At 66.6% G+C, this 21,687-nt stretch carries 21 protein-coding genes; 13 read left to right on the top strand and 8 right to left on the bottom strand.

What is annotated here, in order from left to right:
• Positions 1-3 precede the first annotated feature (3 nt).
• Positions 4-1,059: a hypothetical protein gene (locus QO207_RS14185; protein WP_301533014.1), complete on the top strand. Its 1,056-nt coding sequence runs from the start codon at positions 4-6 to the stop codon at positions 1,057-1,059.
• Positions 1,060-1,089: 30 nt separating this feature from the next.
• Here the strand turns inward: QO207_RS14185 and QO207_RS14180 are convergent, their stop codons facing one another.
• Positions 1,090-1,986, bottom strand: coding sequence for a LysR family transcriptional regulator (locus tag QO207_RS14180; protein ID WP_301533013.1), 897 nt, complete (start codon positions 1,984-1,986; stop codon positions 1,090-1,092).
• Positions 1,987-2,112: 126 nt separating this feature from the next.
• Between QO207_RS14180 and QO207_RS14175 the strand changes: the two genes are divergently transcribed.
• Both QO207_RS14175 and QO207_RS14170 read left to right on the top strand, forming a co-directional pair.
• Positions 2,113-2,490 carry a CidA/LrgA family protein gene (locus QO207_RS14175; protein ID WP_301533012.1) on the top strand — a complete coding sequence of 126 codons (378 nt, stop codon included), beginning with the start codon at positions 2,113-2,115 and terminating at the stop codon, positions 2,488-2,490.
• Complete coding sequence (locus QO207_RS14170; protein ID WP_301533011.1) at positions 2,477-3,163, top strand: LrgB family protein; 687 nt, start codon at positions 2,477-2,479, stop codon at positions 3,161-3,163. The genes QO207_RS14175 and QO207_RS14170 overlap by 14 nt, the downstream gene beginning before the upstream one ends.
• 18 nt (positions 3,164-3,181) lie before the next feature.
• Here the strand turns inward: QO207_RS14170 and QO207_RS14165 are convergent, their stop codons facing one another.
• On the bottom strand, positions 3,182-3,895 hold the full coding sequence (locus tag QO207_RS14165) for a WbqC family protein (RefSeq protein ID WP_301533010.1): 714 nt from the start codon (positions 3,893-3,895) through the stop codon (positions 3,182-3,184).
• 424 nt (positions 3,896-4,319) lie between these two features.
• Here QO207_RS14165 and QO207_RS14160 point away from each other — a divergent pair, with 424 nt between their 5' ends.
• The 5 genes from QO207_RS14160 (at position 4,320) to QO207_RS14140 (ending at position 8,302) form a co-directional block, all read left to right on the top strand.
• Entirely contained in the window at positions 4,320-5,102 is a 783-nt protein-coding gene (locus QO207_RS14160; protein ID WP_301533009.1) for a class II aldolase/adducin family protein, read from the top strand.
• Positions 5,102-5,980, top strand: a complete 879-nt coding sequence (locus QO207_RS14155) for an alpha/beta fold hydrolase (RefSeq protein WP_301533008.1) — start codon at positions 5,102-5,104, stop codon at positions 5,978-5,980. The genes QO207_RS14160 and QO207_RS14155 overlap by 1 nt, the downstream gene beginning before the upstream one ends.
• Positions 5,981-6,093: 113 nt before the next feature.
• A complete protein-coding gene (locus QO207_RS14150) occupies positions 6,094-6,387 on the top strand; it encodes a hypothetical protein (RefSeq protein ID WP_301533007.1) in 294 nt (97 codons plus the stop codon).
• A 111-nt stretch (positions 6,388-6,498) separates the two neighbouring features.
• Entirely contained in the window at positions 6,499-7,410 is a 912-nt protein-coding gene (locus tag QO207_RS14145; RefSeq protein ID WP_301533006.1) for an SDR family oxidoreductase, read from the top strand.
• 124 nt (positions 7,411-7,534) lie between these two features.
• Positions 7,535-8,302, top strand: coding sequence for a crotonase/enoyl-CoA hydratase family protein (locus QO207_RS14140; protein ID WP_301533005.1), 768 nt, complete (start codon positions 7,535-7,537; stop codon positions 8,300-8,302).
• Positions 8,303-8,488: 186 nt separating this feature from the next.
• On the opposite strand, the gene QO207_RS14135 is transcribed toward QO207_RS14140, so the two are convergent.
• The 3 genes from QO207_RS14135 to QO207_RS14125 all read right to left on the bottom strand — a co-directional run bounded on the left by QO207_RS14135 (position 8,489) and on the right by QO207_RS14125 (position 11,165).
• Positions 8,489-8,836, bottom strand: coding sequence for a cupin domain-containing protein (locus QO207_RS14135; protein ID WP_081516238.1), 348 nt, complete (start codon positions 8,834-8,836; stop codon positions 8,489-8,491).
• Between the two features lie 41 nt (positions 8,837-8,877).
• Complete coding sequence (locus QO207_RS14130) at positions 8,878-10,299, bottom strand: FAD-binding oxidoreductase (RefSeq protein ID WP_301533004.1); 1,422 nt, start codon at positions 10,297-10,299, stop codon at positions 8,878-8,880.
• 113 nt (positions 10,300-10,412) lie between these two features.
• Positions 10,413-11,165: a nuclear transport factor 2 family protein gene (locus tag QO207_RS14125; protein WP_301533081.1), complete on the bottom strand. Its 753-nt coding sequence runs from the start codon at positions 11,163-11,165 to the stop codon at positions 10,413-10,415.
• Between the two features lie 303 nt (positions 11,166-11,468).
• On the opposite strand from QO207_RS14125, the gene QO207_RS14120 reads away from it, so the two are divergent.
• The 3 genes from QO207_RS14120 (at position 11,469) to QO207_RS14110 (ending at position 17,396) form a co-directional block, all read left to right on the top strand.
• Positions 11,469-13,280, top strand: a complete 1,812-nt coding sequence (locus QO207_RS14120; protein WP_301533003.1) for a DUF1302 domain-containing protein — start codon at positions 11,469-11,471, stop codon at positions 13,278-13,280.
• Between the two features lie 22 nt (positions 13,281-13,302).
• Positions 13,303-14,673: a DUF1329 domain-containing protein gene (locus QO207_RS14115; RefSeq protein WP_301533002.1), complete on the top strand. Its 1,371-nt coding sequence runs from the start codon at positions 13,303-13,305 to the stop codon at positions 14,671-14,673.
• A gap of 182 nt (positions 14,674-14,855) precedes the next feature.
• Complete coding sequence (locus QO207_RS14110) at positions 14,856-17,396, top strand: LuxR C-terminal-related transcriptional regulator (RefSeq protein ID WP_301533001.1); 2,541 nt, start codon at positions 14,856-14,858, stop codon at positions 17,394-17,396.
• Positions 17,397-17,401: 5 nt separating this feature from the next.
• On the opposite strand, the gene QO207_RS14105 is transcribed toward QO207_RS14110, so the two are convergent.
• Complete coding sequence (locus QO207_RS14105) at positions 17,402-18,211, bottom strand: SirB1 family protein (RefSeq protein WP_301533000.1); 810 nt, start codon at positions 18,209-18,211, stop codon at positions 17,402-17,404.
• A 153-nt stretch (positions 18,212-18,364) separates the two neighbouring features.
• Here QO207_RS14105 and QO207_RS14100 point away from each other — a divergent pair, with 153 nt between their 5' ends.
• Complete coding sequence (locus tag QO207_RS14100; protein WP_301532999.1) at positions 18,365-19,399, top strand: Glu/Leu/Phe/Val dehydrogenase dimerization domain-containing protein; 1,035 nt, start codon at positions 18,365-18,367, stop codon at positions 19,397-19,399.
• 798 nt (positions 19,400-20,197) lie between these two features.
• Here the strand turns inward: QO207_RS14100 and QO207_RS14095 are convergent.
• Entirely contained in the window at positions 20,198-20,464 is a 267-nt protein-coding gene (locus tag QO207_RS14095) for a YebG family protein (RefSeq protein ID WP_301532998.1), read from the bottom strand.
• A 271-nt stretch (positions 20,465-20,735) separates the two neighbouring features.
• Positions 20,736-21,017 carry a DUF3509 domain-containing protein gene (locus QO207_RS14090; RefSeq protein ID WP_301532997.1) on the bottom strand — a complete coding sequence of 94 codons (282 nt, stop codon included), beginning with the start codon at positions 21,015-21,017 and terminating at the stop codon, positions 20,736-20,738.
• A 182-nt stretch (positions 21,018-21,199) separates the two neighbouring features.
• Here QO207_RS14090 and QO207_RS14085 point away from each other — a divergent pair, with 182 nt between their 5' ends.
• Positions 21,200-21,679 carry a phosphate-starvation-inducible protein PsiE gene (locus QO207_RS14085; RefSeq protein ID WP_301532996.1) on the top strand — a complete coding sequence of 160 codons (480 nt, stop codon included), beginning with the start codon at positions 21,200-21,202 and terminating at the stop codon, positions 21,677-21,679.
• Positions 21,680-21,687 lie beyond the last annotated feature (8 nt).

Raw genomic sequence — 21,687 nt, 5'->3', positions numbered from 1 at the left:
CAGATGATTCCGGTGCCGCTGTTTTCCACGACCTTCCTGCTCGTGCTCGCCGCTTCCTCCCTCGCCGTGCTGGGGCTGCTGCTGTGGCTGCTGGTGTTGGGGTTTTCCCGTTCCGCGCGGCAGTGGTGGGGGCGCCATCGGCTGGTTTCCTGGAGCCTGCTGGTCGTCCTGCTGCTGATGAGTTTTCCACAGGCCTACCTGGTCTATGTCTGGCACGTGGTGAGCGAGGAGCAGCAGCAGGAAGAGGCGGCGCGCCACCCGACGCTCAGCGAGCCGGCACGAATTCGCGGGCTCGATCTGCCGGCCGGAACGCGCCTGACGCTGCCCAGCTCCCACGAATTGCAGGACGCCGAAGAGGCCGAGTTCCCGGCGCCGACGCAGATCCTCGGGATTGCCGCGCTGGCCGTGCGCTTCAGCACCACCTGGGACGACCAGGCGCCGGCGGGCAGCTCGGTGGAGCTGCCGGTCTACGAATTGCGCGTGGCCCAGCTGGTCGAGGTGGATGGCTGGCGCTGCAATGCCGAGAAGACCGTGAACCTGGCAGTGCGCGCGGGTTCGCAGCGCGAGCTGCGCGGATGCCTGCTGGCGCCGGGTAACCGGGTGGCCGGCCTGGAGATTCCGCCGGGTAGCGATCTGATGCGCTACACCACCCGCTATGGCGATGGCCTGCGCGATGCCAACGTCTGGCGCATCGACGTCCACGCGCCGTTGCAGCTCGGCCCGCTGCCGCTCTCCGGCGTCACGCTGCTGCTGGACCGGGAACGCCAGCTGTTCGGCTTCGAGAGCGCCAACCTGGCGCGGGATTTCACCCTCGGCGAGATGAGCTATCCCGCCGGTACCCAGCTGCGCTCGGTCAACCGCACCCTGCGCGACCGCTTCCCAGGCGCATGGTTGTTCACGCCGGTAAACGGCAAGGCGGCGCAGCGCGCGGACGGCGAGACGATTGCCGAAGGCATGACGGTGGTCCAGCAGCCCGACGGGCGCATCGAGGCCACGCTGCCCAATGGCGAGGCCGGGGTGTTCGTCTTCGACACCTTCGAGGTTTCGCCGGACTCCTAGCTCCGGCATCAGCTTGCGCGCGAACCCGCCTCACTCCGAACCTGGCGGATGCAGCGGCATCTCCACCATCAATGCCAGCCACGCCTTGGCCGCGTTCGACAGGTAGGCGTCGCGGCGCCAGATGAAGCTGATGTCCCAGCGCAGGTCGGGTTGGCTCAGCACCACGCGCACCAGCCCCGGTCGCTCCAGGTCCTTCGCCACCACCCGTGGCAGCAGCACCGCGCCTTGCCCGGCGGCGACCAGCGCGCCGAGGAAGTCTGCCTGGCCGCTGCGGCCGCCTTCCTTCGGCTCGAAACCGGCCTCGCGGCAGGCGCGCAGCAGGCGGTCGTTGAGGGTGAAACTCTGCTGGTAGAGCAGGAAGGGCGTGTCGGAGAGCTCCGCCAGCTCCAGGCTCTCGCGTCCGGCCAGCGGGTGCGCGGCGGGCAGCAGCACGTCCAGCGGCTCGTTGCAGAAGGGCTGCCAGTCGAAGCCGGGCTCGTCCGGGGTGAGGCCGCCGCCCAGTTCCAGTTCGCCGCTCCGGACCATTTCCTCCATGGTCTTGCTGCCGCCTTCGATCAGGTGCACGTCGATATTCGGATAGCGCCGCCGGTATTCGGCGAAGCGCCCGGCGAACAGCGCGTCGGCGCCCAGCAGCGGCAGGCCCAGGCGCAGCTCGCCGCGGTGCAGCTGGGTGAGATCGTCCAGTTCGGTATGCAGCTCGCGGCGCAGGCGCAGCATGTCTTCGGCGCGGCGCAGCACCACTTCGCCAGCGGCGGTCAGGCGGATGTGCGGGCCGCTGCGTTCCAGCAGCTGCACGCGCAGGCTCTGCTCCAGCTGGGCGACCTGCTTGCTGACCGCCGACTGGCTGGCGTTCAGGTACACCGCCGCCTGGGTGAAACTGCCGTGGCGCACCACTTCGGCGAAGGTGCGCAGCTGCTTGAATTCCATTCTGGAATGGCTCCGATTCGATCTATTCGCTTTGGGGATGATAGGCGCGGAAGTAGGCTTTGCACCATTCCCAAGCGAATTCCCAACCGATTTTCCTCATCCGCCCAACGCATCGAGATCGCCGCCATGTTCCGCCGCGCCGCCCGCCTGATTTTCGAACTCGCCGTCCTGGCCGCCTTCTGGTGGGTCGGCAGCTGGATCGCCACGCTCACTGGCCTGCCGCTGCCGGGCGGGGTGATCGGGCTGGCGCTGCTGCTGGTGCTGTTCGCCTGCGGGGCGATCCGCCCGGCCCTGCTGCAGGGCGGCGCCGGCCTGCTGCTGGCGGAGATGCTGCTGTTCTTCATCCCCGCGCTGATGAGCCTGCTCGACTACGGCCCGCTGCTGCGCAGCGAAGGCTGGAAGATTCTGCTGGTGATCACTGCCAGCACCGTGATGGTGATGCTCTCCACCGCCTTGGCAGTGGAATGGATGTGCAACAGGAGTTCGCGCCATGAGCCTCGATAAGCAAGCCCTGTTCTGGTTGGCCGTGACCCTGGGCGGTTACCTGCTCAGCCGTACCCTCTACCGCCGTTTCCAGCAGTACTGGCTGTCGCCCATCGTCTTCGTGCCGGTGCTGCTGTTCGCCCTGGCAATCCCGCTGCAGGCCCGCTACGCCGACTACGCCCGTGACACCAGTTGGCTGGTGGCACTGCTCGGCCCGGCGACCGTGGCTTTCGCCATCCCGATCTGGCAGCAGCGTGCCTTGCTCGCCCGCCACTGGCCGGCACTGCTGACCGGCATGCTGGCGGGTTCGACCATGGCGGTCGGCAGTTCCTGGGCGCTGGCCCATGCGCTGGCGCTGGACGGCCAGGTGACCCTGTCGCTGATTCCGCGCTCGATCACCACGCCGTTCGCCATGGAAATGTCCCACGACCTCGGCGGCGTGCCGGCGCTGACTGCGGCTTTCGTGATGATCACCGGGGTGTTCGGCGCGCTGATCGGTGGTGTGCTGATGAAGCTGCTGCACCTGCGCTCCGCCCTGGCCCGTGGCGCACTGCTGGGCGTCGGCGCCCACGGTGCGGGCACCAGCCGGGCCTACGAGTTCGGTGGTGAGGAAGGTTCGGCGGCCGGTCTGCTGATGGTCCTGACCGGGCTGTTCAACCTGCTGATGGCGCCGGTTCTGGCCTGGTGCCTGTAAGCACAGTCAGGGGCGCGCTCAGCTCAGTTCATACGCATCGAGCATGCGCGAGGTGTCGGCGGGGGAGTTGAACATCATCACGTCGATGATCGACAAGCCCGCCTCGAAGGTCGGACGCTTCTGCTCATAGGGCATGAGCTTCGGCTCCTGGAAGCGCAGCGTCAGCCCGGCCGCTTCATATTTGCCGCGATCGAAGAAGCTCTGCCCGCCCGGCGGGTTCCAGTATTCCTCCACGCCGCCCAGCGCCTTGCAGATGTTCAGCGCCCACTCGTCCGGCGCCTGCGGGTGATCCATCTCCAGGCTCATGCGCGAGAGCACCGGCATCTGCCGGGGGAAGCCCAGGTAGGCGCAGGTCGCCTCCAGGGTGGCCTTGTTCAGCGAGACGATGTCCTCGAACGGGTGGTCCAGCGAGGCGGCGATCATCTCGCGCACATCGCGGTAATAGGGCGCGACCTTGCGGTACACGTCCAGCTGCGAGAACAGGCTGCGTCGCCAGTCCTGGCTGTTGTCCAGGCGCACGTCCTTGATCAGCGTTTCGCGGTGGTGTTTGACTCGCGGCACGCGGATGTACAGCCAGCCGTCCTGCTGCTTGAGGATGCGGTTGCGTTCGATCCAGCCGTGGTGGATGTACTGCACGGTATCGAACAGCACAAACAGGTCGGTGTGCTTGATCAGGCTGAAGTAGCCCAGATAGGGAAAGAAGTAGGGCTGCATGATGGCGGTTCGTTTCACGTCGGCTGCCTCTTTGGCCGAACTGGAGTCTCCTCCCGACTCCCGGGTACTACGCGCTCGCGGCGCTGCGAAAGATATTGCGAAATATTTCCAGGTGGGCTGGAGACGCCAAAAACGGCGCCGGGGCAGGAAAGGAAAGCGGGCACGCTTCCGCCAGTCCCGACTCGCCGGCAGGGTGCCGAGGTGTCTGGATGGCGCTTCTGGAGGGATTTGCCGGGCAGCGGCGGCAAGCGGCGCTGCTGTAGGCAACTGAGCCCACTATAGGTAAGGAAAATCCTCGCGCAAGGCGACTGATCGGCCCGCGCTTATGGCGGGACATTCGCCAGACAGTGACAGGGGCAACTGTCAGTTCTGTGACAGTCGATTCGCCGCCACCCTGACTAGACTGCGCCATCGAACAACAACAACGAAGAGGCTACCGACCATGCACGCCGCTCATCCGCTGCCCACCGTGAACGTCAAGGACCAGGTCTCCGCCGCCGAATGGCAGACCCGCGTGGACCTCGCCGCCTGCTACCGGCTGATCGCCCTGCAGGGCTGGGACGACCTGATCTTCACCCACATCTCGGCCAAGGTCCCCGGCACCGAGGACTTCCTGATCAACCCCTACGGCATGATGTTCCACGAGATCACCGCATCGAGCCTGGTGAAAGTGGACGCCTCGGGCAAGAAGCTGATGGACAGCCCCTACGACATCAATCCGGCGGGCTACACCATCCACAGCGCCATCCACGATGTGCGCCACGACGTCGAGTGCGTGCTGCACACCCACACCGCTGCCGGCATCGCCGTGTCCGCGCAGAAGCAGGGCCTGCTGCCGATTTCCCAGCAGTCGCTGTTCGTCCTCTCCAGCCTCGCCTACCACGGCTATGAAGGCGTGGCGCTGAACCATGACGAGAAGGCGCGCCTGCAGGCGGACCTGGGCATGGCCAACTTCATGATCCTGCCCAACCACGGCCTGCTGACCTGCTCGGCGACCATCGCCGACACCTTCCTGATGATGTTCACCCTGCAGCGCGCCTGCGAAATCCAGGTGCTGGCCCAGGGCGGCGGCGCCGAACTGATCCTGATTCCGCAGCAGATCCTCGATGGCGCCCGTGCCATGGCCGCGGCCGTGACCAAGAGCAAGCAGGGCATGGGTGGCGCCCTGGCGTGGCCGGCGCTGCTGCGCAAGCTGGACCTGCAGAACCCCGGCTACCGCGACTGATGGCGCTGGCCGGGATCGCCCTGCGCGACTGGCGCGCGCAGGGCAGCGACTTCACCTTCCGTGGCCACAGGATTCGCTACTGGAGCGCCGGCAGCGGCGCTCCGCTGCTGCTGGTCCACGGTTTCCCCACCGCCTCCTGGGACTGGCATTACCTTTGGCAACCTCTGGCCGAGCGCTACCAGCTGATCGCCTGCGACATGCTCGGTTTCGGCGACTCCGCCAAGCCGAAGGGCCACGACTACCGCATCCACGAACAGGCCGACCTGCAGCAGGCGCTGCTGGAGCACCTGGGCGTGCGCGAGCCGGTCCACCTGCTGGTGCACGACTACGGCAACAGCGTCGGCCAGGAGTTGCTGGCGCGGCACGAGGAAGGCGGGTTCGCCCTCGCTTCGCTGGTGTTCCTCAATGGCGGGCTGTTCCCGGAGACCCACCGCGCGGTGCTGTCGCAGAAGCTGCTGCTCGGCCCGTTCGGCGCGCTGTTCGGCCGGCTGTTCGACCGCCGGCGTCTGGCGCAGAACTTCGCCAAGGTGTTCGGCCCGCAGACCCAGCCGAGCGAGGCGGAGCTGGATACCTTCTGGGAGCTGATCCGCCACAACGACGGGCCGCGGGTCATGCACCGGCTGATCCACTACATCCTCGACCGCCGCCAGCACCGCGAACGCTGGGTCGGCGCGATGCAACGCACGGCGGTGCCGCTGCGCCTGATCGACGGGCCGGAAGACCCGATCTCCGGCGCGCACATGGTGGTGCGCTACCGCGAGCTGATCCCGCAGCCGGATACCGTCGAGCTGCCCGGCATCGGCCATTACCCGCAGGTGGAGGCGCCGGAGCCGGTGCTGCAGCACTACCTGGCCTTCCGACAGGAACGGGCGCCCTAGGCAGGGATTGATCGAACTGCGGATCGATCCGTCAGCAGAATCGGAAGTGGCTGATGGATCGTGTCTGTAAGGCAGCGGTAGCTTTCCCGGTTTTCCAAACGGAGGCCGCTGCCATGCCACTCAGAGCCGTCATTCCCGTCCGCCAGCCGCAGGGCTCGTTGCTGTACCGGGGCTTGCTGTACCTGCGTCGCGACTTCGCCTATGTGGCCATTCCGCTGCTGCTGGCGCTGCTCGGCATCTGCGCCGCCGGCGGCTATTTCGCCTGGCTGGCCCAGGACTGGGTGCCTGCCGCTCTGGGTGCGTTGGCCCTGCTGCCGGCAATCGGCCTGCTGCTGTTCTGGAGCGAGTACGACTGGTGGCTGTTCAAGCTCGGCCCGCGTACGCAGCTGAACCTGCCGATGCGCTGACGGATCATCCCCTGGCCTTATCGGGCACCATTCAGCCACGGTCGTCTTGGTTGTGACCGGATCGTGACTGCCGGACACTCCGGAAAAACCATTCTGCCTGGAGCCCCAATCATGAGTGATGCCCTGCGTTTCGACGGAAAAGTCGTGATCGTTACCGGAGCCGGTGGCGGTATCGGCCGTGCCCACGCCCTGCTGTTCGCCAAGCACGGCGCCAAGGTAGTGGTGAACGACCTGGGTGGCAGCACTCACGGTGAAGGCGCCAACGCCTCGGCTGCCGACCGCGTGGTCGCGGAAATCCGCGAAGCCGGCGGCACCGCCATCGCCAACCATGACTCGGTGACCGACGGCGAGAAGATCGTCCGCCAGGCCGTCGAGGAATTCGGCCGCATCGACGTGGTGGTGAACAACGCCGGCATCCTGCGCGACAAGACCTTCCACAAGATGGAAGACGCCGACTGGGACCTGGTCTACAAGGTCCACGTCGAGGGCGCCTACAAGGTGACCCGCGCCGCCTGGCCGTTCATGCGCGAGCAGGGCTATGGCCGGGTGATCTTCACCTCGTCCACCTCCGGCATCTACGGCAACTTCGGCCAGAGCAACTACGGCATGGCCAAGCTGGGCCTCTACGGCCTGACCCGCAACCTGGCCATCGAAGGGCGCAAGAACAATATCTTCGTCAATGCCATCGCCCCCACCGGCGGCACCCGCATGACCGAAGGGCTGATCCCGCCGCAGGTGTTCGAGGCGCTCAAGCCCGAGCTGGTCAGCCCGCTGGTGGTGTACCTGGGCAGCGAAGCCTGCCAGGAAACCTCCGGCCTGTTCGAAGTCGGCGGCGGCTGGATCGGCAAGGTGCGCTGGGAGCGCAGCCTGGGCGTGGGCTTCGACCCGCGCGTGGGCTTCAGCGTCGAGGACGTGGCGGCCAACTTCGCGCAGATCTGCGACTTCGAGAACGCCGCGCACCCCAAGGACAACGTCGAGGCGCTGCGCGAGATGATGGCCAACCTGCAGAAATACACCGGTTGATCCGGTCAGCCTGACCGGCGGACCGGCCAGCGGGGCTGTTCCACGGTGGCGAACGCAGTAAGGTGAAAGGGCCGGCAGCTAGCCGGCCCTTTGCTTTTCCGCTTCCCGGCCCGAGGAGTTCGCCATGAGCGTGATAATCCAGAAGAACGGCCCGGTGACCACCCTGGTCATCGCCCGCCCTGCGGTACGCAACGCCGTGGACCTGCCCACCGCCCAGGCGCTGGCCGATGCCCTGCGCGAATTCGAACAGGACGAGGAAGCACGGGTCGCGGTGCTCACCGGCGCTGGCGGGACCTTCTGCGCGGGCGCCGACCTGGCGGCAGTGGCCGAGGACGGCGAGCGGCGCAACCGCCTGGAAATGGAAGGCGACGCGCCCATGGGGCCGAGCCGCATGCAGCTGTCCAAGCCGCTGATTGCCGCCATCGAGGGTTACGCCGTAGCCGGCGGCCTGGAACTGGCGCTGCTGGCGGATTTGCGGGTGATGGCCGAAGACGCGGTGTGCGGGGTTTTCTGCCGGCGCTTCGGCGTGCCGCTGATCGACGGCGGCACCGTGCGCTTGCCGCGCATCGTCGGCCAGGGGCGGGCGCTGGATCTGATCCTCACCGGCCGCCCGGTCGGTGCCCAGGAAGCCCTGGCCATGGGCCTGGCCAACCGCGTGGTGCCCAGTGGGCAGGCGCTGGAATCAGCCGAGGAGCTGGCGCGGGAGATCGCCGAGTTTCCGCAGCGCTGCATGCTGGCGGATCGGGATAGTGTCTTCGCGCAGTGGAACCTGTCCTTCGACGTGGCGCTGGCCAACGAATTCCAGGGCGGGATGGCGGTGATCGAAAGCGGCGAGACGGTGGACGGGGCGAAGCGTTTCGCCGAGGGGGAAGGGCGGCACGGGGAGTTTTGATTCCGTGTGTAGGAGCGAGCTTGCTCGCGAACCCGCCTAGCATCGGTGTTGCCGGTGAATCCGGTTCGCGAGCAAGCTCGCTCCTACAGGTAAAACACTATCCATCCAACCAGCACGGACTGCTGCCTCTCTCAGGGTGAGGGAAAAGCCCGAGCGCCGGGCTAACCCTTCACCCCAGCAGACAGATCAATCGCGCTCGATGATCACGTAGGTCTTGCGCGTAGTTTCCTGGATGTCCCAGATGCCCAGGCTGTTCTGCGGCAGCAGGAAGGCGTCACCGGCCTGGAAGGCGATCGGTTCGCCACCGTCCGGGGTGAAGGTGCCGCGGCCGGCGATGAAGTGGCAGAACTCCTGCTCGACGATCTGACGGCGCCAGCGGCCCGGGGTGCATTCCCAGATGCCGGTTTCCACGCGGTCGGTGCGCTCGATGGATTCCACGCGGGTTTCCGAGATCGGCTCGCCCAGGGGCACGGCGACCGGGTTGGCTTCACCGAGTTCGGCGTGCAGGGTGTTCTTCAGGTGGGTCAGTTTCATACGGGGGCTCCAGTGGGGTTCTTGTTCCAGAGGTCGGCGTTTCAGCCGACCTTCCAGGTCATCAGGTTTTCCATGCTGGCGGCGACCTTCTCGGCCAGCCGGCGGCGCCAGGGCGCGCTGTGCGGGTTGGCCAGCACATCGTCCTCGTGCACGAAGCTGCGGATGATGGCGTTGTAGCCCAGCCAGCGGCAGGGTTCCGGTTCCCAGCCACGCAGGCCGTCCTGCACGCTGCTGTCGTTGATGACCCAGGGCTGGCGGGTGAGGGCGCTGTCCTGGCCGAGGATCAGGTCGGCCAAGGTGCGGCCGCCCAGGTTGGTGGCGCCGACGCCTTCGCCGCCGTAGCCGCCGGCGAGGGCGATGCCGTTGCGACGGTCGATCAGCATGTGCGGGTGGAAGCGTCGCGACATGCCCAGGTTGCCGCCCCAGGTGTGGGTGATGCGCACGTCCTTGAGCTGCGGGAACAGTTCGCTGAACAGGTAGCGGCGCAGGCCGACTTCATCCTCGGTCAGGCTGAAGTCATTGCGCAGCTTGCCGCCGAAGCGGTAGCCGCCGCGGGCGCCGAAGGCCAGGCGGTTGTCCGGGGTGCGCTGGCCGTAGGTGACCTGGCGGCTGAATTCGCTGAAGGCCTGACCCTTGTCGAGGCCGATTTCCGCCCACACCGATTCGGGCAGCGGCTCGGTGGCCACCAGCAGGCTCTGCACCGGCAGCTGGTAGTTGCCCAGCGGCGGCAGGTCGGCGGCGTAGCCTTCGATGGCCGGCACCACCCAGTGAGCTTTCAGCTCGCCCTGTTCTGTACGCAGCAGGCCGGGCGCCCAGTGGGTGACGCGGCTCTTCTCGAAAATCTGCGTGCCCTGGCGTTCCACAGCGCGGGCGAGGCCACGGACCAGCTTGGCCGGGTCGATGGTGGCGCAGTGCGGGGTGTGGATGGCGCCCAGCGAGCTGGGAATGCGCAGCTGTTCGTCCAGCTCGCTCTTGCTCAGCCAGCGGTAGTCGTCCTCGGTCAGGCCTTCGGCGTGCAGGTGGGCGAGGTACTCGCGCAGGCGGGTTTCCTGCTCCGGGTAGCGCGCGGCGGTGTAGAGCACGCCGGCCTTGCGGTAGTCGCAGTCGATGCCTTCGCGGTCGAGCACGCGGGCCACTTCGTCGGGAATGTCGTGCAGCAGGTCGTAGGAGGCGCGACGTTGCTCGGGCGACAGGCCGGCCAGCAGGCGGTCCTCGCCGAGCATGTTGCCCATCAGCCAGCCGCCGTTGCGGCCCGATGCGCCGAAGCCGGCGGTCTCGGCCTCGACGATGGCGATCTTCAGCTGCGGTGCGCGCAGCTTCAGGTAGTAGGCAGTCCACAGGCCGGTATAACCGGCGCCGGCGATGGCCACATCGACGTCCAGGGTGCCCTGCAGGGACGGCCGCGGGACGAGATCATCGTCCAGCTGGTTCATCCACAGACTGATATGACGCCATGCCGACATAGACGACTCCGAAAGGAAGTAGGGGGAATGTCGGCAAGCCTAGATTTGGCGCGGGGTTCTGTCGTGCGCGCGGGTACGCGAGGATTGCTCGCGTACCCGCCGGCAGGGGCGCATCAGGCTTCCTGATGTTCCTCGCGCAGGCGCTTGAGGTACTCGCGGGGCGACTGGCCGGTCTGCTGGCGGAAGCAGCGATAGAAGGCCGAGAGCGAGTTGAAGCCGGCAGAGAAGGCCAGCTCGTCGATGCGCGAGGGCAGCGGCGGGCGCAGCTGGCTGAGCAGGTGGGTCAGGCGCGTCTGGTTGACGTATTGGTAGAAGCTCAGCCCCATCACCTGGTTGAGCAGGTAGGAGATCTGGTTGCGCGTATAGCCGGTGGCGGTGGCCACCTGGGTCAGGTCGAGGTCCGGCGCGAGGTACGGCTGGCTCTTGCTGAAATAGTCTTCCAGGTCGCTGGCCAGCTGGCTCAACTGGCGCGGCGAGAGGCCCAGACGGCTGGTGGCCGGACGCGGGTCGATGGCCTGCGGACGGCTTTCGCCACCTTCGCGTACCACCGAGGCGTATTCGTTGATGCGCCAGATCAGGCCGTCGCGCACGGTGATCGCTTCGCTGGAATGGAAGGTCGCCAGGCGGCCGCTCAGGGTCACCGCGATGCGGTACTGGATGAAGGCGGTGTCGCCGTCCACGCGGATGCGGTCGATGTGGTCGAGGAATTCTTCCGGGCGGCTGGGCATGGTGCCCTGCACGTAGTCGCGCAGGTCGGTGTAGCCCAGGGTGCGGTTCTGGAAGAAGTCGTTGTACAGCACCTGCGGGTGATACAGCGCGAGCACCGCTTCGAGGTCGCGGTGCTTCCAGCACTGGTGGTAGCGCAGCACCACCTCGCGGGTCTGCTCGGTGAGGTGGCTGTCGGTCGGGCGTTGGTCGATGGCTTGCATAGGTAGCTAAGGATGCCCCAGACGGCGCCGCTCGGGTAGTGGCAATCCACTTACAAGCCCCGTCCACTATCCATGCACTCGATGATCCGTCATCGCCTGCGCCAATATCGCCCGCCGTGGCCCGCGCCAGAGGGGGGATTCACTCTTTCGGGCGACACGCCAAATACCACCTTGGAGCGCTTGGTCCCCACCCGGTCGCTCAGTAGGGTAAGGCCACCTAGACACCGTCAGGAGAGCCGCATGACAACAAAAACAAGGCGCGGATTCTTCCAACCGCAACTTCTCGCCACTGCTGTCGCCCTGGGATGCGCCACCCAGGCTCAGGCAATCAACTTCAACATCGGGGAAATCGAAGGTCAGTTCGACTCCAGCCTTTCCGTGGGGGCAAGCTGGAGCACCCAGAGTCCGAAACAGGATCTGATCGGCGCCGCCAACGGCGGCCACGGCATGACCCAGACCAACGACGATGGCCGGCTGAACTTCCGCAAGGGTCATACCTTCTCGAAGATCTTCAAGGGCATCCATGACCTGGAGCTGAAGTACGGGGACTTCGGCGTCTTCACCCGCGGCAAGTACTGGTATGACTTCCGCCTGAAGGACGAAAGCGTCGCCTGGAAGGACATCTCCGACGACGGCCGCAAGGAAGGCGCCAAGTCTTCCGGCGCGCAGCTGCTCGATGCCTTCGGCTACTACAACTACTCCATCGCCGAACTGCCGGGCACCGTGCGCCTGGGCAAGCAGGTGGTGAGCTGGGGTGAGAGCACCTTCATCGGCAACAGCATCAACGCCATCAACCCCATCGACGTCTCCGCCTTCCGCCGTCCCGGTTCGGAAATCAAGGAAGGCCTGATCCCGGTGAACATGCTCTACCTGTCGCAGAGCGTCACCGACAGCCTGTCCGTGGAAGGCTTCTACCAGCTGGAGTGGGACCAGACCGTACTGGACAACTGCGGCACCTTCTTCTCCACCACCGACGTCGCCGCCGACGGCTGCAACACCAACTACAACATCCTCGATCCGGCTTCGGTAAATTCGCTGAACGCACCGGCGACCAAGGCACTGCTGAACTCCCTGGGCGTGACTGTCACCCCCGAGGGCCTGATGGTGCCGCGCGCCGCCGACAAGGACGCCCGCGACTCCGGCCAGTGGGGCCTGGCCCTGCGCTGGTTGGGCGACGACGTGGAATATGGCGCCTACGCCATGAACTACCACAGCCGCACACCCATCGTGAGCATGAAGAACGCCAACGCCGCCGACATCGGCAACGTGCTGCGCGCGCTGACCGTGCCCGGTGGTGCTGCGCTGGCCCAGCCGCTGCTGCTGGGTCGTGGCAACTACTTCCTGGAATACCCGGAAGACATCCGCCTGTACGGCCTGAGCTTCTCCACCACCCTGCCCACCGGCACCGCGTGGAACGGCGAGATCAGCTACCGGCCGAACATGCCGCTGCAGCTCAACACCACCGACCTGACGCCGCTGCTCGCCACCACCGTGGTCGGCGGCTTCACCAGCGGCGGTGCAGCGGGTGCGCTGGCCACGGCCAACCAGGTCAGCCACGGCTACATCCGCAAGGAAGTGACCCAGGCGCAGACCACCTTCACCCACTTCTTCGACCAGACCATGGGCGCCGACCGCCTCACCCTGGTGGGCGAAGTCGGCATGACCTACGTCGGCGGCATGACCGACAAGGTCGGCGAGCGCTACGGCCGCGACTCGGTCTACGGCGTGCCGGAGAACGCCACGGCCGATGCCGAGTACGGTGACGGCGGCTTCTACACCTCGTCGTCCTGGGGTTACCGCGCCCGCGCCATCTGGGACTACAACAACGTCTTCGCCGGGGTGAACCTCAAGCCGAACATTGCCTGGTCCCATGACGTGAACGGCTACGGCCCGGTCTTCAACGAAGGCAGCAAGGCCGCCAGCGTCGGTCTGGACGCGGAGTACCAGAACACCTACACCGCGAGCCTGAACTACACGAACTTCTTCGGCGGCGACTACAACACCATCGTCGACCGGGACTTCGTTTCGCTCAGCTTCGGCGTGAACTTCTGACCTGCCTGCTCAAGGAATCGACATGAGAACGACAAGAATCCTCCAATGCGGCGCGCTGGCCCTGAGCCTGCTGTCCTGCGGCGTGATGGCGGCGGTGTCCGCCGACGAAGTGGCCAAGCTGGGCACCAGCCTGACGCCCATGGGCTCGCAGAAGGAAGGCAACGCCGACGGCAGCATCCCGGCCTGGACTGGCGGGATCTCCCGTACCGCCGGCAAGCTGGACGCCAAGGGCTTCCTCTCCAACCCGTTCGCCGACGAGAAGCCGCTGTTCACCATCACCGCGCAGAACGTCGACCAGTACAAGGACAAGCTCTCCGGCGGCCAGCTGGCGATGTTCAAGCGCTACCCGGATACCTACAAGATCCCGGTGTACAAGACCCACCGCACCTTCGCGCTGCCTGACGACATCTACGCCGCGATCAAGCGCAGCGCCGAGTTCGTCCAGCCGATCAATGACGGCAACGGCCTGGAGAACTTCGAGAAGAGCCGCTACTACGCCTTCCCGCTGCCGCAGAACGGTGTGCAGGCGCTGTGGAACCACCTGACCCGTTACCACGGCGGCAACATCTCCCGTTCGGTGGTGCAGGTCGTGCCGCAGACCAACGGCAGCTACACGCCGATCCGCTTCGAGGAATCGATCGCGGTACCGCAGAACATGGGTGACCAGGATGTCAGCAAGACCGGCAACATCCTCACCTACTTCAAGCAGCAGGTAACCGCCCCGGCGCGCCTGGCCGGCAACGTCCTGCTGGTGCACGAGACCCTGGACCAGGTGAAGGAGCCGCGCCTGGCGTGGATCTACAACGCCGGCCAGCGCCGCGTGCGCCGTGCCCCGCAGGTAGCGTACGACGGTCCGGGTACCGCCTCGGACGGCCTGCGTACCTCGGACAACTACGACATGTTCTCCGGCGCACCGGACCGCTACGACTGGAAACTGGTGGGCAAGCGCGAGATGTACATCCCGTACAACAGCTACCACCTGAACTCGCCGGAGCTGAAGTACGACGACATCGTCAAGCCGGGCCACATCAATCAGGACCTGACCCGTTACGAACTGCACCGTGTGTGGGAAGTGGTGGGCACCCTGAAGTCCGGTGAGCGCAACATCTATGGCCAGCGCAAATTCTACCTCGACGAGGACAGCTGGCAGATCGCCGAGTCCGAGCTGTACGACGGTCGCGGTCAGCTGTGGCGCGTCGGTGAAGGCCACGAGATGACCTTCTACACCGAACTGGCCACCGGGTACGCCGCCGAGTCGCTGTACGACATCCTCGCCGGCCGCTACGTGACCTTCGGCCTGAACAACGAAGAGAAGCGTGGCTACCAGTTCGGCCAGAAAGCCAGCATGGCTGACTTCACCCCTGCGGCGCTGCGTAACACCGGCGTGCGCTGAGTAACACCCCGCTCCTTGGCCCCGGCATCCCGCGTGGATGCCGGGTTTCTTTTTTTAAGGGGCAACGAAAGCTCTGCCATGGGGCATTGCTGCGCTATGACGCCCCATGAATCTGGCTGATGGTCCTTTCCGCGGGTCCACGCGCGGGCATAGTCTGGCCAGCAAATGGCCGGAAGAAGCCCATGTCGACAATCGCCCTGCACGGTCCACAGCATGGTGCGGCGCTGCCTCGCCTGCCCCGCCAGCACCTGCCCCGCGAACGGCTGCACGCCAGCCTGAGCGGCGCCGAATGCCGCCTGCGCCTGCTGGTGGCGCCGCCCGGTTGCGGCAAGACGGTGCTGATGAGCGAGTGCGCGCGCCTGGCGCCCAACGGCACCCGTGTCGTCTGGCTCGGCCTGGGTGGCCGCAGCCTGACGCCCGAGCAGTTCTGCGAGCGCCTGGGCGAAGCCCTCGGCGTGCCGTGGTCTGGCGAAGAGTCACTGGGCGCCTGGCTGGAAAACGCCAGCGAGCCGCTCTGGCTGATGCTCGACGACTATCCCCGCGCACCCGACGCAGCCCTCGACGATTGCTTCGACCGCCTGCTCGCCGTGGCTTCGCCCCAGGTCGGCTGGTGGCTCGGCAGCCGCCGCCGGCCAGCCTGCAACCTCACCCGTCTGCTGCTCGAAGGCGAACTGCTGGAGCTGGGCGCCCACGCGCTGGCGCTGACCCAGTGCGAGCTGGACGCCTACCTGCACACCGCCGGCCTCGAATGGCCGCAGCCCCAGCGGCTGGCCCTGCAGGAGTCGACCCAGGGCTGGTTCGCCGGCGTACGGCTGCGCCTGCTCAGCCTCGGCAACGAACCCATCGCCCCCTGTGTTACCCAGATCGGCGAAACCGGCAGCGGCCTGCTGCAGGACTACCTGCAGCGCGAAGTGCTGGCCAGCCTGCCGGCGGAGCTGGCGGAAACCCTCTGCGGCCTGGCGCTGATCGCACGCTTCAACCGCGAGCTGTGCGACTACCTGTTCGACGAACCCGGCGTCGGCCTGGACGGCCTGCAGGCCTGGGGCGTGCTGATCGAGCCGGTGGACAACACCCAGCACTGGTTCCAGGTCTCGCCCATGCTCGCCCGTGCCCTGGCCAGCCTGTCGCGCTGGCCGGCCGCGACCCTGCACCGGCGCGCCTGCCAGTGGTTCACCCAGGGCGGGGAAATCCATTCCGCCTTCGAACATTCCCTCTACGCCGAGCAGCCGGACGTCTCCGCCAGCCTGCTGCAGCGCCTGACCGAGGAACAGCTGCTGCACGGGCGCAACGTCGAACGTGTGCTGCAGCTGCGCGAGTCGCTGCCCGAGGAGCTGCTGTGCAGCACCCCGCGCCTGCTGATCCTCAATGCCTGGACGCTGCTCTTCGTCGGTCGCCTGGATGACGTCGAATCGCTGCTGGCCGGCTTCACCCGCTTCCTGCCGATGCCCGGCGAGCACCGCCAGCGCTCGCTGATCGCCCAGTGGCAGGGCCTCAACGGCATGCTCACCCATGCCCGCGGCCTGCCCGGCTCCCGCGAGCAGCTGCGCGAGGCCCTGCAACATCTGCCCGAGGAAGCCTGGGCGCAGACGCTGATCTGCCTCTCCGCGCTGACCCAGCAGGCCCAGGCCGAAGGGCGGCTGGCGGAAGCCCGGCTGATCAACCGCGAGGCGCTGCGGCGCGCGCGTTTGCAAGGCAGCACCACCTTCGAGGCGCTGCTGGAGTTGGACCGCGCCCAGTGGCTGGAGCAGCGCGGCGAACTGCAACGTGCCGACACGCTGCTGGCGCGGGTGCAGGAATACCTCCACGAGATGCGCATCACCTGCAACGCCATGGCCGGCCGCGTTGCCCTGCGCCGGGGCTGGCTGTGCCTGCGCCAGGGCCGCGACGAGGAGGCCCGCGAGCTGTTCATCGCCGGCCTCACCGAAACCCGCCGCAGCCACGATCCGAGCCTGATCTACGGCTTCACCGGGATGGCCTGGCTGGACGCGCTGGACGGCGACACCGATGGCGCCTTCAGCCGCCTGCTGGAAGTCGAGCGGCTGATGCAGCTGCAACATGTACCCGAACCCATCTACCGCGGCCCGCTGCTGCTGGCCAGCGGCGCGCTGAACCTGCGGCAGAACCGCCCCGGCCCGGCGCGGGAGGTGCTGCAGCGGGTGGCCGCGCGCTACCGCACCGATCACCTCTGCCCGCCGGCGGCGGCACCGGACCAGATCCTGCGGGTCGAGCATCACCTGGCCCTGGCCGAGCTCTACGACGGCGATGCCGACGCTGCCCAGCAGCGCCTGTTGGCCATGCTCCCCGACCTGCTGCGCCAGGGCCGCAATACCCTGGCCTGCGATGTCTGGCTGGCGCTGGCGGAAACCTACTTCCTCTCCGGCAGCCTGGATGAGGCGCGTAGCGCGCTGGATGAAGGCGTCGCCCTGGCCCAGCGCTTCGGCCTGGTGGCGACCCTGCGCGAAACCCAGCGCCGCCAGCCCGGCCTGTTCGGCCTGCGCCCCCACGCCGGCGAAATGGCCCCGCACAACCTGCTGAGCCTGCGCGAACTCTCGGTGCTGGAGCTGATCGCCCGCGGTTGCTCCAACCTGGAAATCGGCGAGCGCCTGTACATCTCCCTGCACACGGTGAAGACCCACGCCCGTCGCATCAATGGCAAGCTCGGGGTGGAGCGGCGCACCCAGGCGGTGGCGCGGGCGAAGGAGCTGGGCCTGCTGAAGGTCTGACTTGCCTAGTGCAGCGCTTTGGGCGGGATGCTGATTTCGGCCAGGCGCTGGGCCAGGCGCAGTTGCTCGGCGGCGTCGTCACTGAGCAGCATCGCCCGCTCCAGGTCGTAGCGTTCGGCCTGCGGGCAATCCAGCACATGGTACAGATCGGCGCGGGCCAGGTGGTCGCTCGCGCTGGGCGGGCCCAGCTCCAGCACGCGCTGGGCATCCTTCAGCGCCGCTAGCGGCTCGCCGGAGGCCAGGTGCAACTGGCGCAGGTTGCGCGACAGGCGCTGCAGCATGTCCGCCGCGCTGGCGGTGCGCAGGTGCGCAGCGGAAAGCTCGACATTGGCGCCCAGCTGGCGCACCAGCAGGTCGCGGCAATCGCGGGTGTAGAGGCGGCGACCGGTGGCGGGGTCGAGCAGGTGATCGGCGCCGGGCACGCGCAGCAGGAAACGTCCGGGGAAGTTCACCCCGACCAGGGTGATGCCGTTGCGCCGCGCCAGTTCCAGGGCGATCAGCGCCAGCGACAGCGGTTGGCCATGGCGCCGTTGCAGTACCTGGGGGAGGAGGGCGGCACGCGGGTGCAGCGGGTACTGGTCATCCTCGGCGAAACCCAGCTCGCTCAGCCGGCGCAGCAGGAACTGCGCGCGCTCGGCATCACCCGCGCCCGATGGCAGCGCCACCGCGACCTGGTGCGCGAGCGAGTCGAACTGCCGCTGCGCCTGCTCCGGCGGCAACTGCGGTTCGTGTTCGGCGGCGATCCACAGGGCCGCTTCGAACAGGGCGGGCGGGTCCTGGGCAAGACAGGCAAGGCAGGCTTGACGCGGGTCCATGGCGTTCTCCGGCTGACCCTGCGGTTGTAACCGGAGCGCCGGGCACTCGTCCAGTGGTGCGGTCGTCGCCCGTCAAGGTGATGTGACAGGCGCTGCCTATACTGATCAGGTCCGTACCGGACAGCCGACCTTTCACAGCAAGGGAGCGCCGCCATGTTCGACATGATGGAAGCCACCCGGCTCGAGTCACTGCATCTTGCCCAGGACCCGGCCACGGGACTCAAGGCCATCATCGCCATCCACAACTCCCGCCTCGGCCCCGCGCTGGGTGGTTGCCGTTACCTGCCGTACCCCAGCCAGGACGCCGCCCTGCGCGACGCCGCGCGCCTGGCCCAGGGCATGAGCTACAAGGCCGCGCTGGCCGGCCTGCGCCAGGGCGGCGGCAAGGCGGTGATCCTGCGCGCGGCGCACGTGAAGAACCGCGGTGAACTCTTCGAGGCCTTCGGCCGCATGATCGACACCCTCGGCGGCGCCTACGTCACCGCAGTGGACAGCGGCACCTCCAGCGCGGACATGGACTGCATTGCCCAGTTCACCCGCCACGTCACCAGCACCACCAGCGGCGGCGATCCCTCACCGCATACGGCGCTGGGCGTGTTTTCCGGCATCCGCGCCAGCGCCCAGGCACGGCTGGGCAGCGACGACCTCGATGGCCTGCGCGTGGCGATTCAGGGTTTGGGCAATGTCGGTTACGCGCTGGCCGAGCACCTGTCCGCCGCGGGCGCCGAACTGCTGGTCAGCGATATCGACGCGGGCAAGGTGCAGCTCGCGGTGGAGCAACTGGGCGCGCGCCCGGTGCCCAATGAAGCGCTGCTCACCACGCCCTGCGACATCCTCGCACCCTGTGGCTTGGGCGGCGTGCTCACTTCCCAGGTCGTTGGCCACCTGCGTTGCGCAGCAGTGGCGGGTGCGGCGAACAACCAGCTGGCGCAACCGGATGTCGCCGACGAGCTGGAAGGGCGCGGCATCCTCTATGCGCCGGACTACGTGATCAACTCCGGCGGGCTGATCTACGTGGCCCTGCAGCACCAGGGCGAGTCGCTGCCCAACATTACCGCCCACCTGGCGCGCATCGCCGACCGCCTGACTGAGGTCTACGCCCACGCCCAGGCCGACCACCTGTCACCGGCGCGGGTCGCTGACAAGCTCGCCGAGCGGATTCTCTACGGGGAGTATTCCGGGCATTGAGCTACCCGGTCCCTGTAGGAGCGAGCTTGCTCGCGAACCCGCCCCTGCGCCGGAGCTCTAGGTCGTCGCGGGAGCGGACCTTGTCCTCGAACAGAGTTCCCCTCGGTATCGAAATCACGGCGAAGCACAAACGTAGGATGGCGTGGAGCGCAGCGATACCCATCGCTCCCTGTGCGTCGACAGCATCAGTGTTCCGCCGGGGAGGGCGGCAGGGTGCGGTTCGCGAGCAAGCTCGCTCCTACAAATGGCATTGAAGGACGGGGGTGGCCTGACCGCGCAGTACGCCGCGCAGGATTTCGCGGACAAGGTCCGCTCCTACAGGATCAGGCCCCGCTCCGGGGCTTGATCATTCGTAGGGCGCATAACGCGTCAGCGTTATCCGCCGTTGTGGCATCGGCGGATAACCCGTTCCGGGTTATGCGCCATACGAACAGACACCGGCTCTGGCTCTGGATTTTTAGGTCTTCCAGTGAAATATCCGCACGCTCCGGAGTGCCCCTTTCAGGAGGCCGAAGGTGATCGGAGTTTCAGGGGTTGAGCGACATGGATGTCGCGAGAGCCACGATGGGCCAGGGATGGCCCTTCGTGGCGGGCCCCTGAAACTCCGAAGAACCGAGGGTACTTTTCGCGAAGCGAAAAGCCGGATGGAGGGGCGAGACCTTTGCCTCCTTTGGGGCGTTTGCCAAAGGAGGTCGCCCGAGGGGGCGAAACAGGAAGTCCGTGCGCACGCCGAAGCGGCGCTGGAACACCCGAGCAGGAAGCGCCTACCTGCTCTTGCCCTGAACAATGCGTCGAGGCTTACTCCTCAACCACCGCCTCATTGAATATCTCACTCAACGCATCCGGCTGATTCTTGAAGGCACGGGCAAAGGCATCGCGATTCTTGGCCATGAAGATCCCGATCTCCTCGACCTGATCCTCCTTCAGCGACGGCACCGCCCTCTGCAGCACGTCCGCCAGCGTTTCCGCCAGCTCCAGCATCTTGTCGTGCCGGTCGGCCTCTGCCTTATCCATGAACAGGCGCTCCGGATCGCGGCTGCTGCGGTACACCACTTCGACGGCCATTCATCACCTCTGTGCCTTCTCTTTGATTGGGGAGTTGCGAAATTACTGTGTATTTATACAGTAAATTGATTGCGCAATGCTACTGCCCCTGCGCGAATCGATTTGCACCAGCGTAGACGTCAGCGAAGACAGTGCYGCTATCGGGCCACTACGGTCGACGGCCCAAAGCAGTGCGCGCGCCCCGTAGGCGCGCGCAGCAGGTCCACGTGACCGGCGCAAAGAAACGTCAGTCAGATGGCTCTGTAGGAAGGAATTCTTGCGGGGAATGGCGTCAGGACGCGATCGGCAGGCCGTTTTCGCCGCGGGTCATGGCAGCCAGCAACTGCGGCGCCGTGCCGCCTTGTTCGATGGCGATGCCGAAGCGGATGCTCTGGATGAAGAGTTGCAGCTGTTCCGGGTCCTGTAGCTGGGCGTTGCGGATCAGCCGGCGCGCGGCCACGCCCGCCTCGGTGGAGAGGGTCAGTACGATGCTGCCGTCGGGCCGTTCAAGGCTGAAATTGACGCGGTACTGTTCCTGGAATGCGTCGGTCAGCTTCTGAAAGGGACTTTCCATCACTCGTTCCTGCCTGTTTTGTGGCATGCCCCTGAATGGACTCGGGGCCGGCCGAAAAAGTTCGCAGTCATATTCGCGCAGTCGATCTGTGCCATGACTGCGCAAGATCAATGGCGTAGCCCTTGCAGGCTTCAAGCCAACCAAGCCTTGTGATGCTGATTTGTGATGGAGGGAAGCGACGAATGAAACTCAACTGGGCCGAGCGCCTGCGCGTACGGATGCACGGCTGTGCCGAATCCCTGGGCAACCTGCTGGTGGAGGCCTTCCACTACCTGGCGCTGTTCGCCATCGGCGCCACGGTTTTCTGGTCGGCGGCGGTGGCCTTCGGCGAGATGATGAGCAAGGGTCATGCGACCATCGATGACGTCCTGCTGCTGTTCATCTACCTCGAACTGGGTGCCATGGTCGGCATCTACTTCAAGACCAACCACATGCCGGTGCGCTTCCTGATCTACGTGGCGATGACCGCGCTGACCCGCCTGATGATCGCCGACATCCAGCACAACCACGTGCCCGACGACGGCATCATTCTGGTCTCGGTGGCGCTCCTGCTTTTGGCGCTGGCGATCCTGGTGGTGCGTTACGCGTCCTCGCGCTTCCCTTCGCCCAGCGGCACGCAGCGTGGCGGCGAGCGTGACCTGATCAGCGACGACGAGCGCTGAGCGCGCCG

It is taken from the genome of Pseudomonas sp. CAN1, assembly GCF_030462585.1.
Taxonomy (GTDB): Bacteria; Pseudomonadota; Gammaproteobacteria; order Pseudomonadales; family Pseudomonadaceae; genus Pseudomonas.
This window is presented reverse-complemented; position numbering and strand designations above follow the sequence as displayed.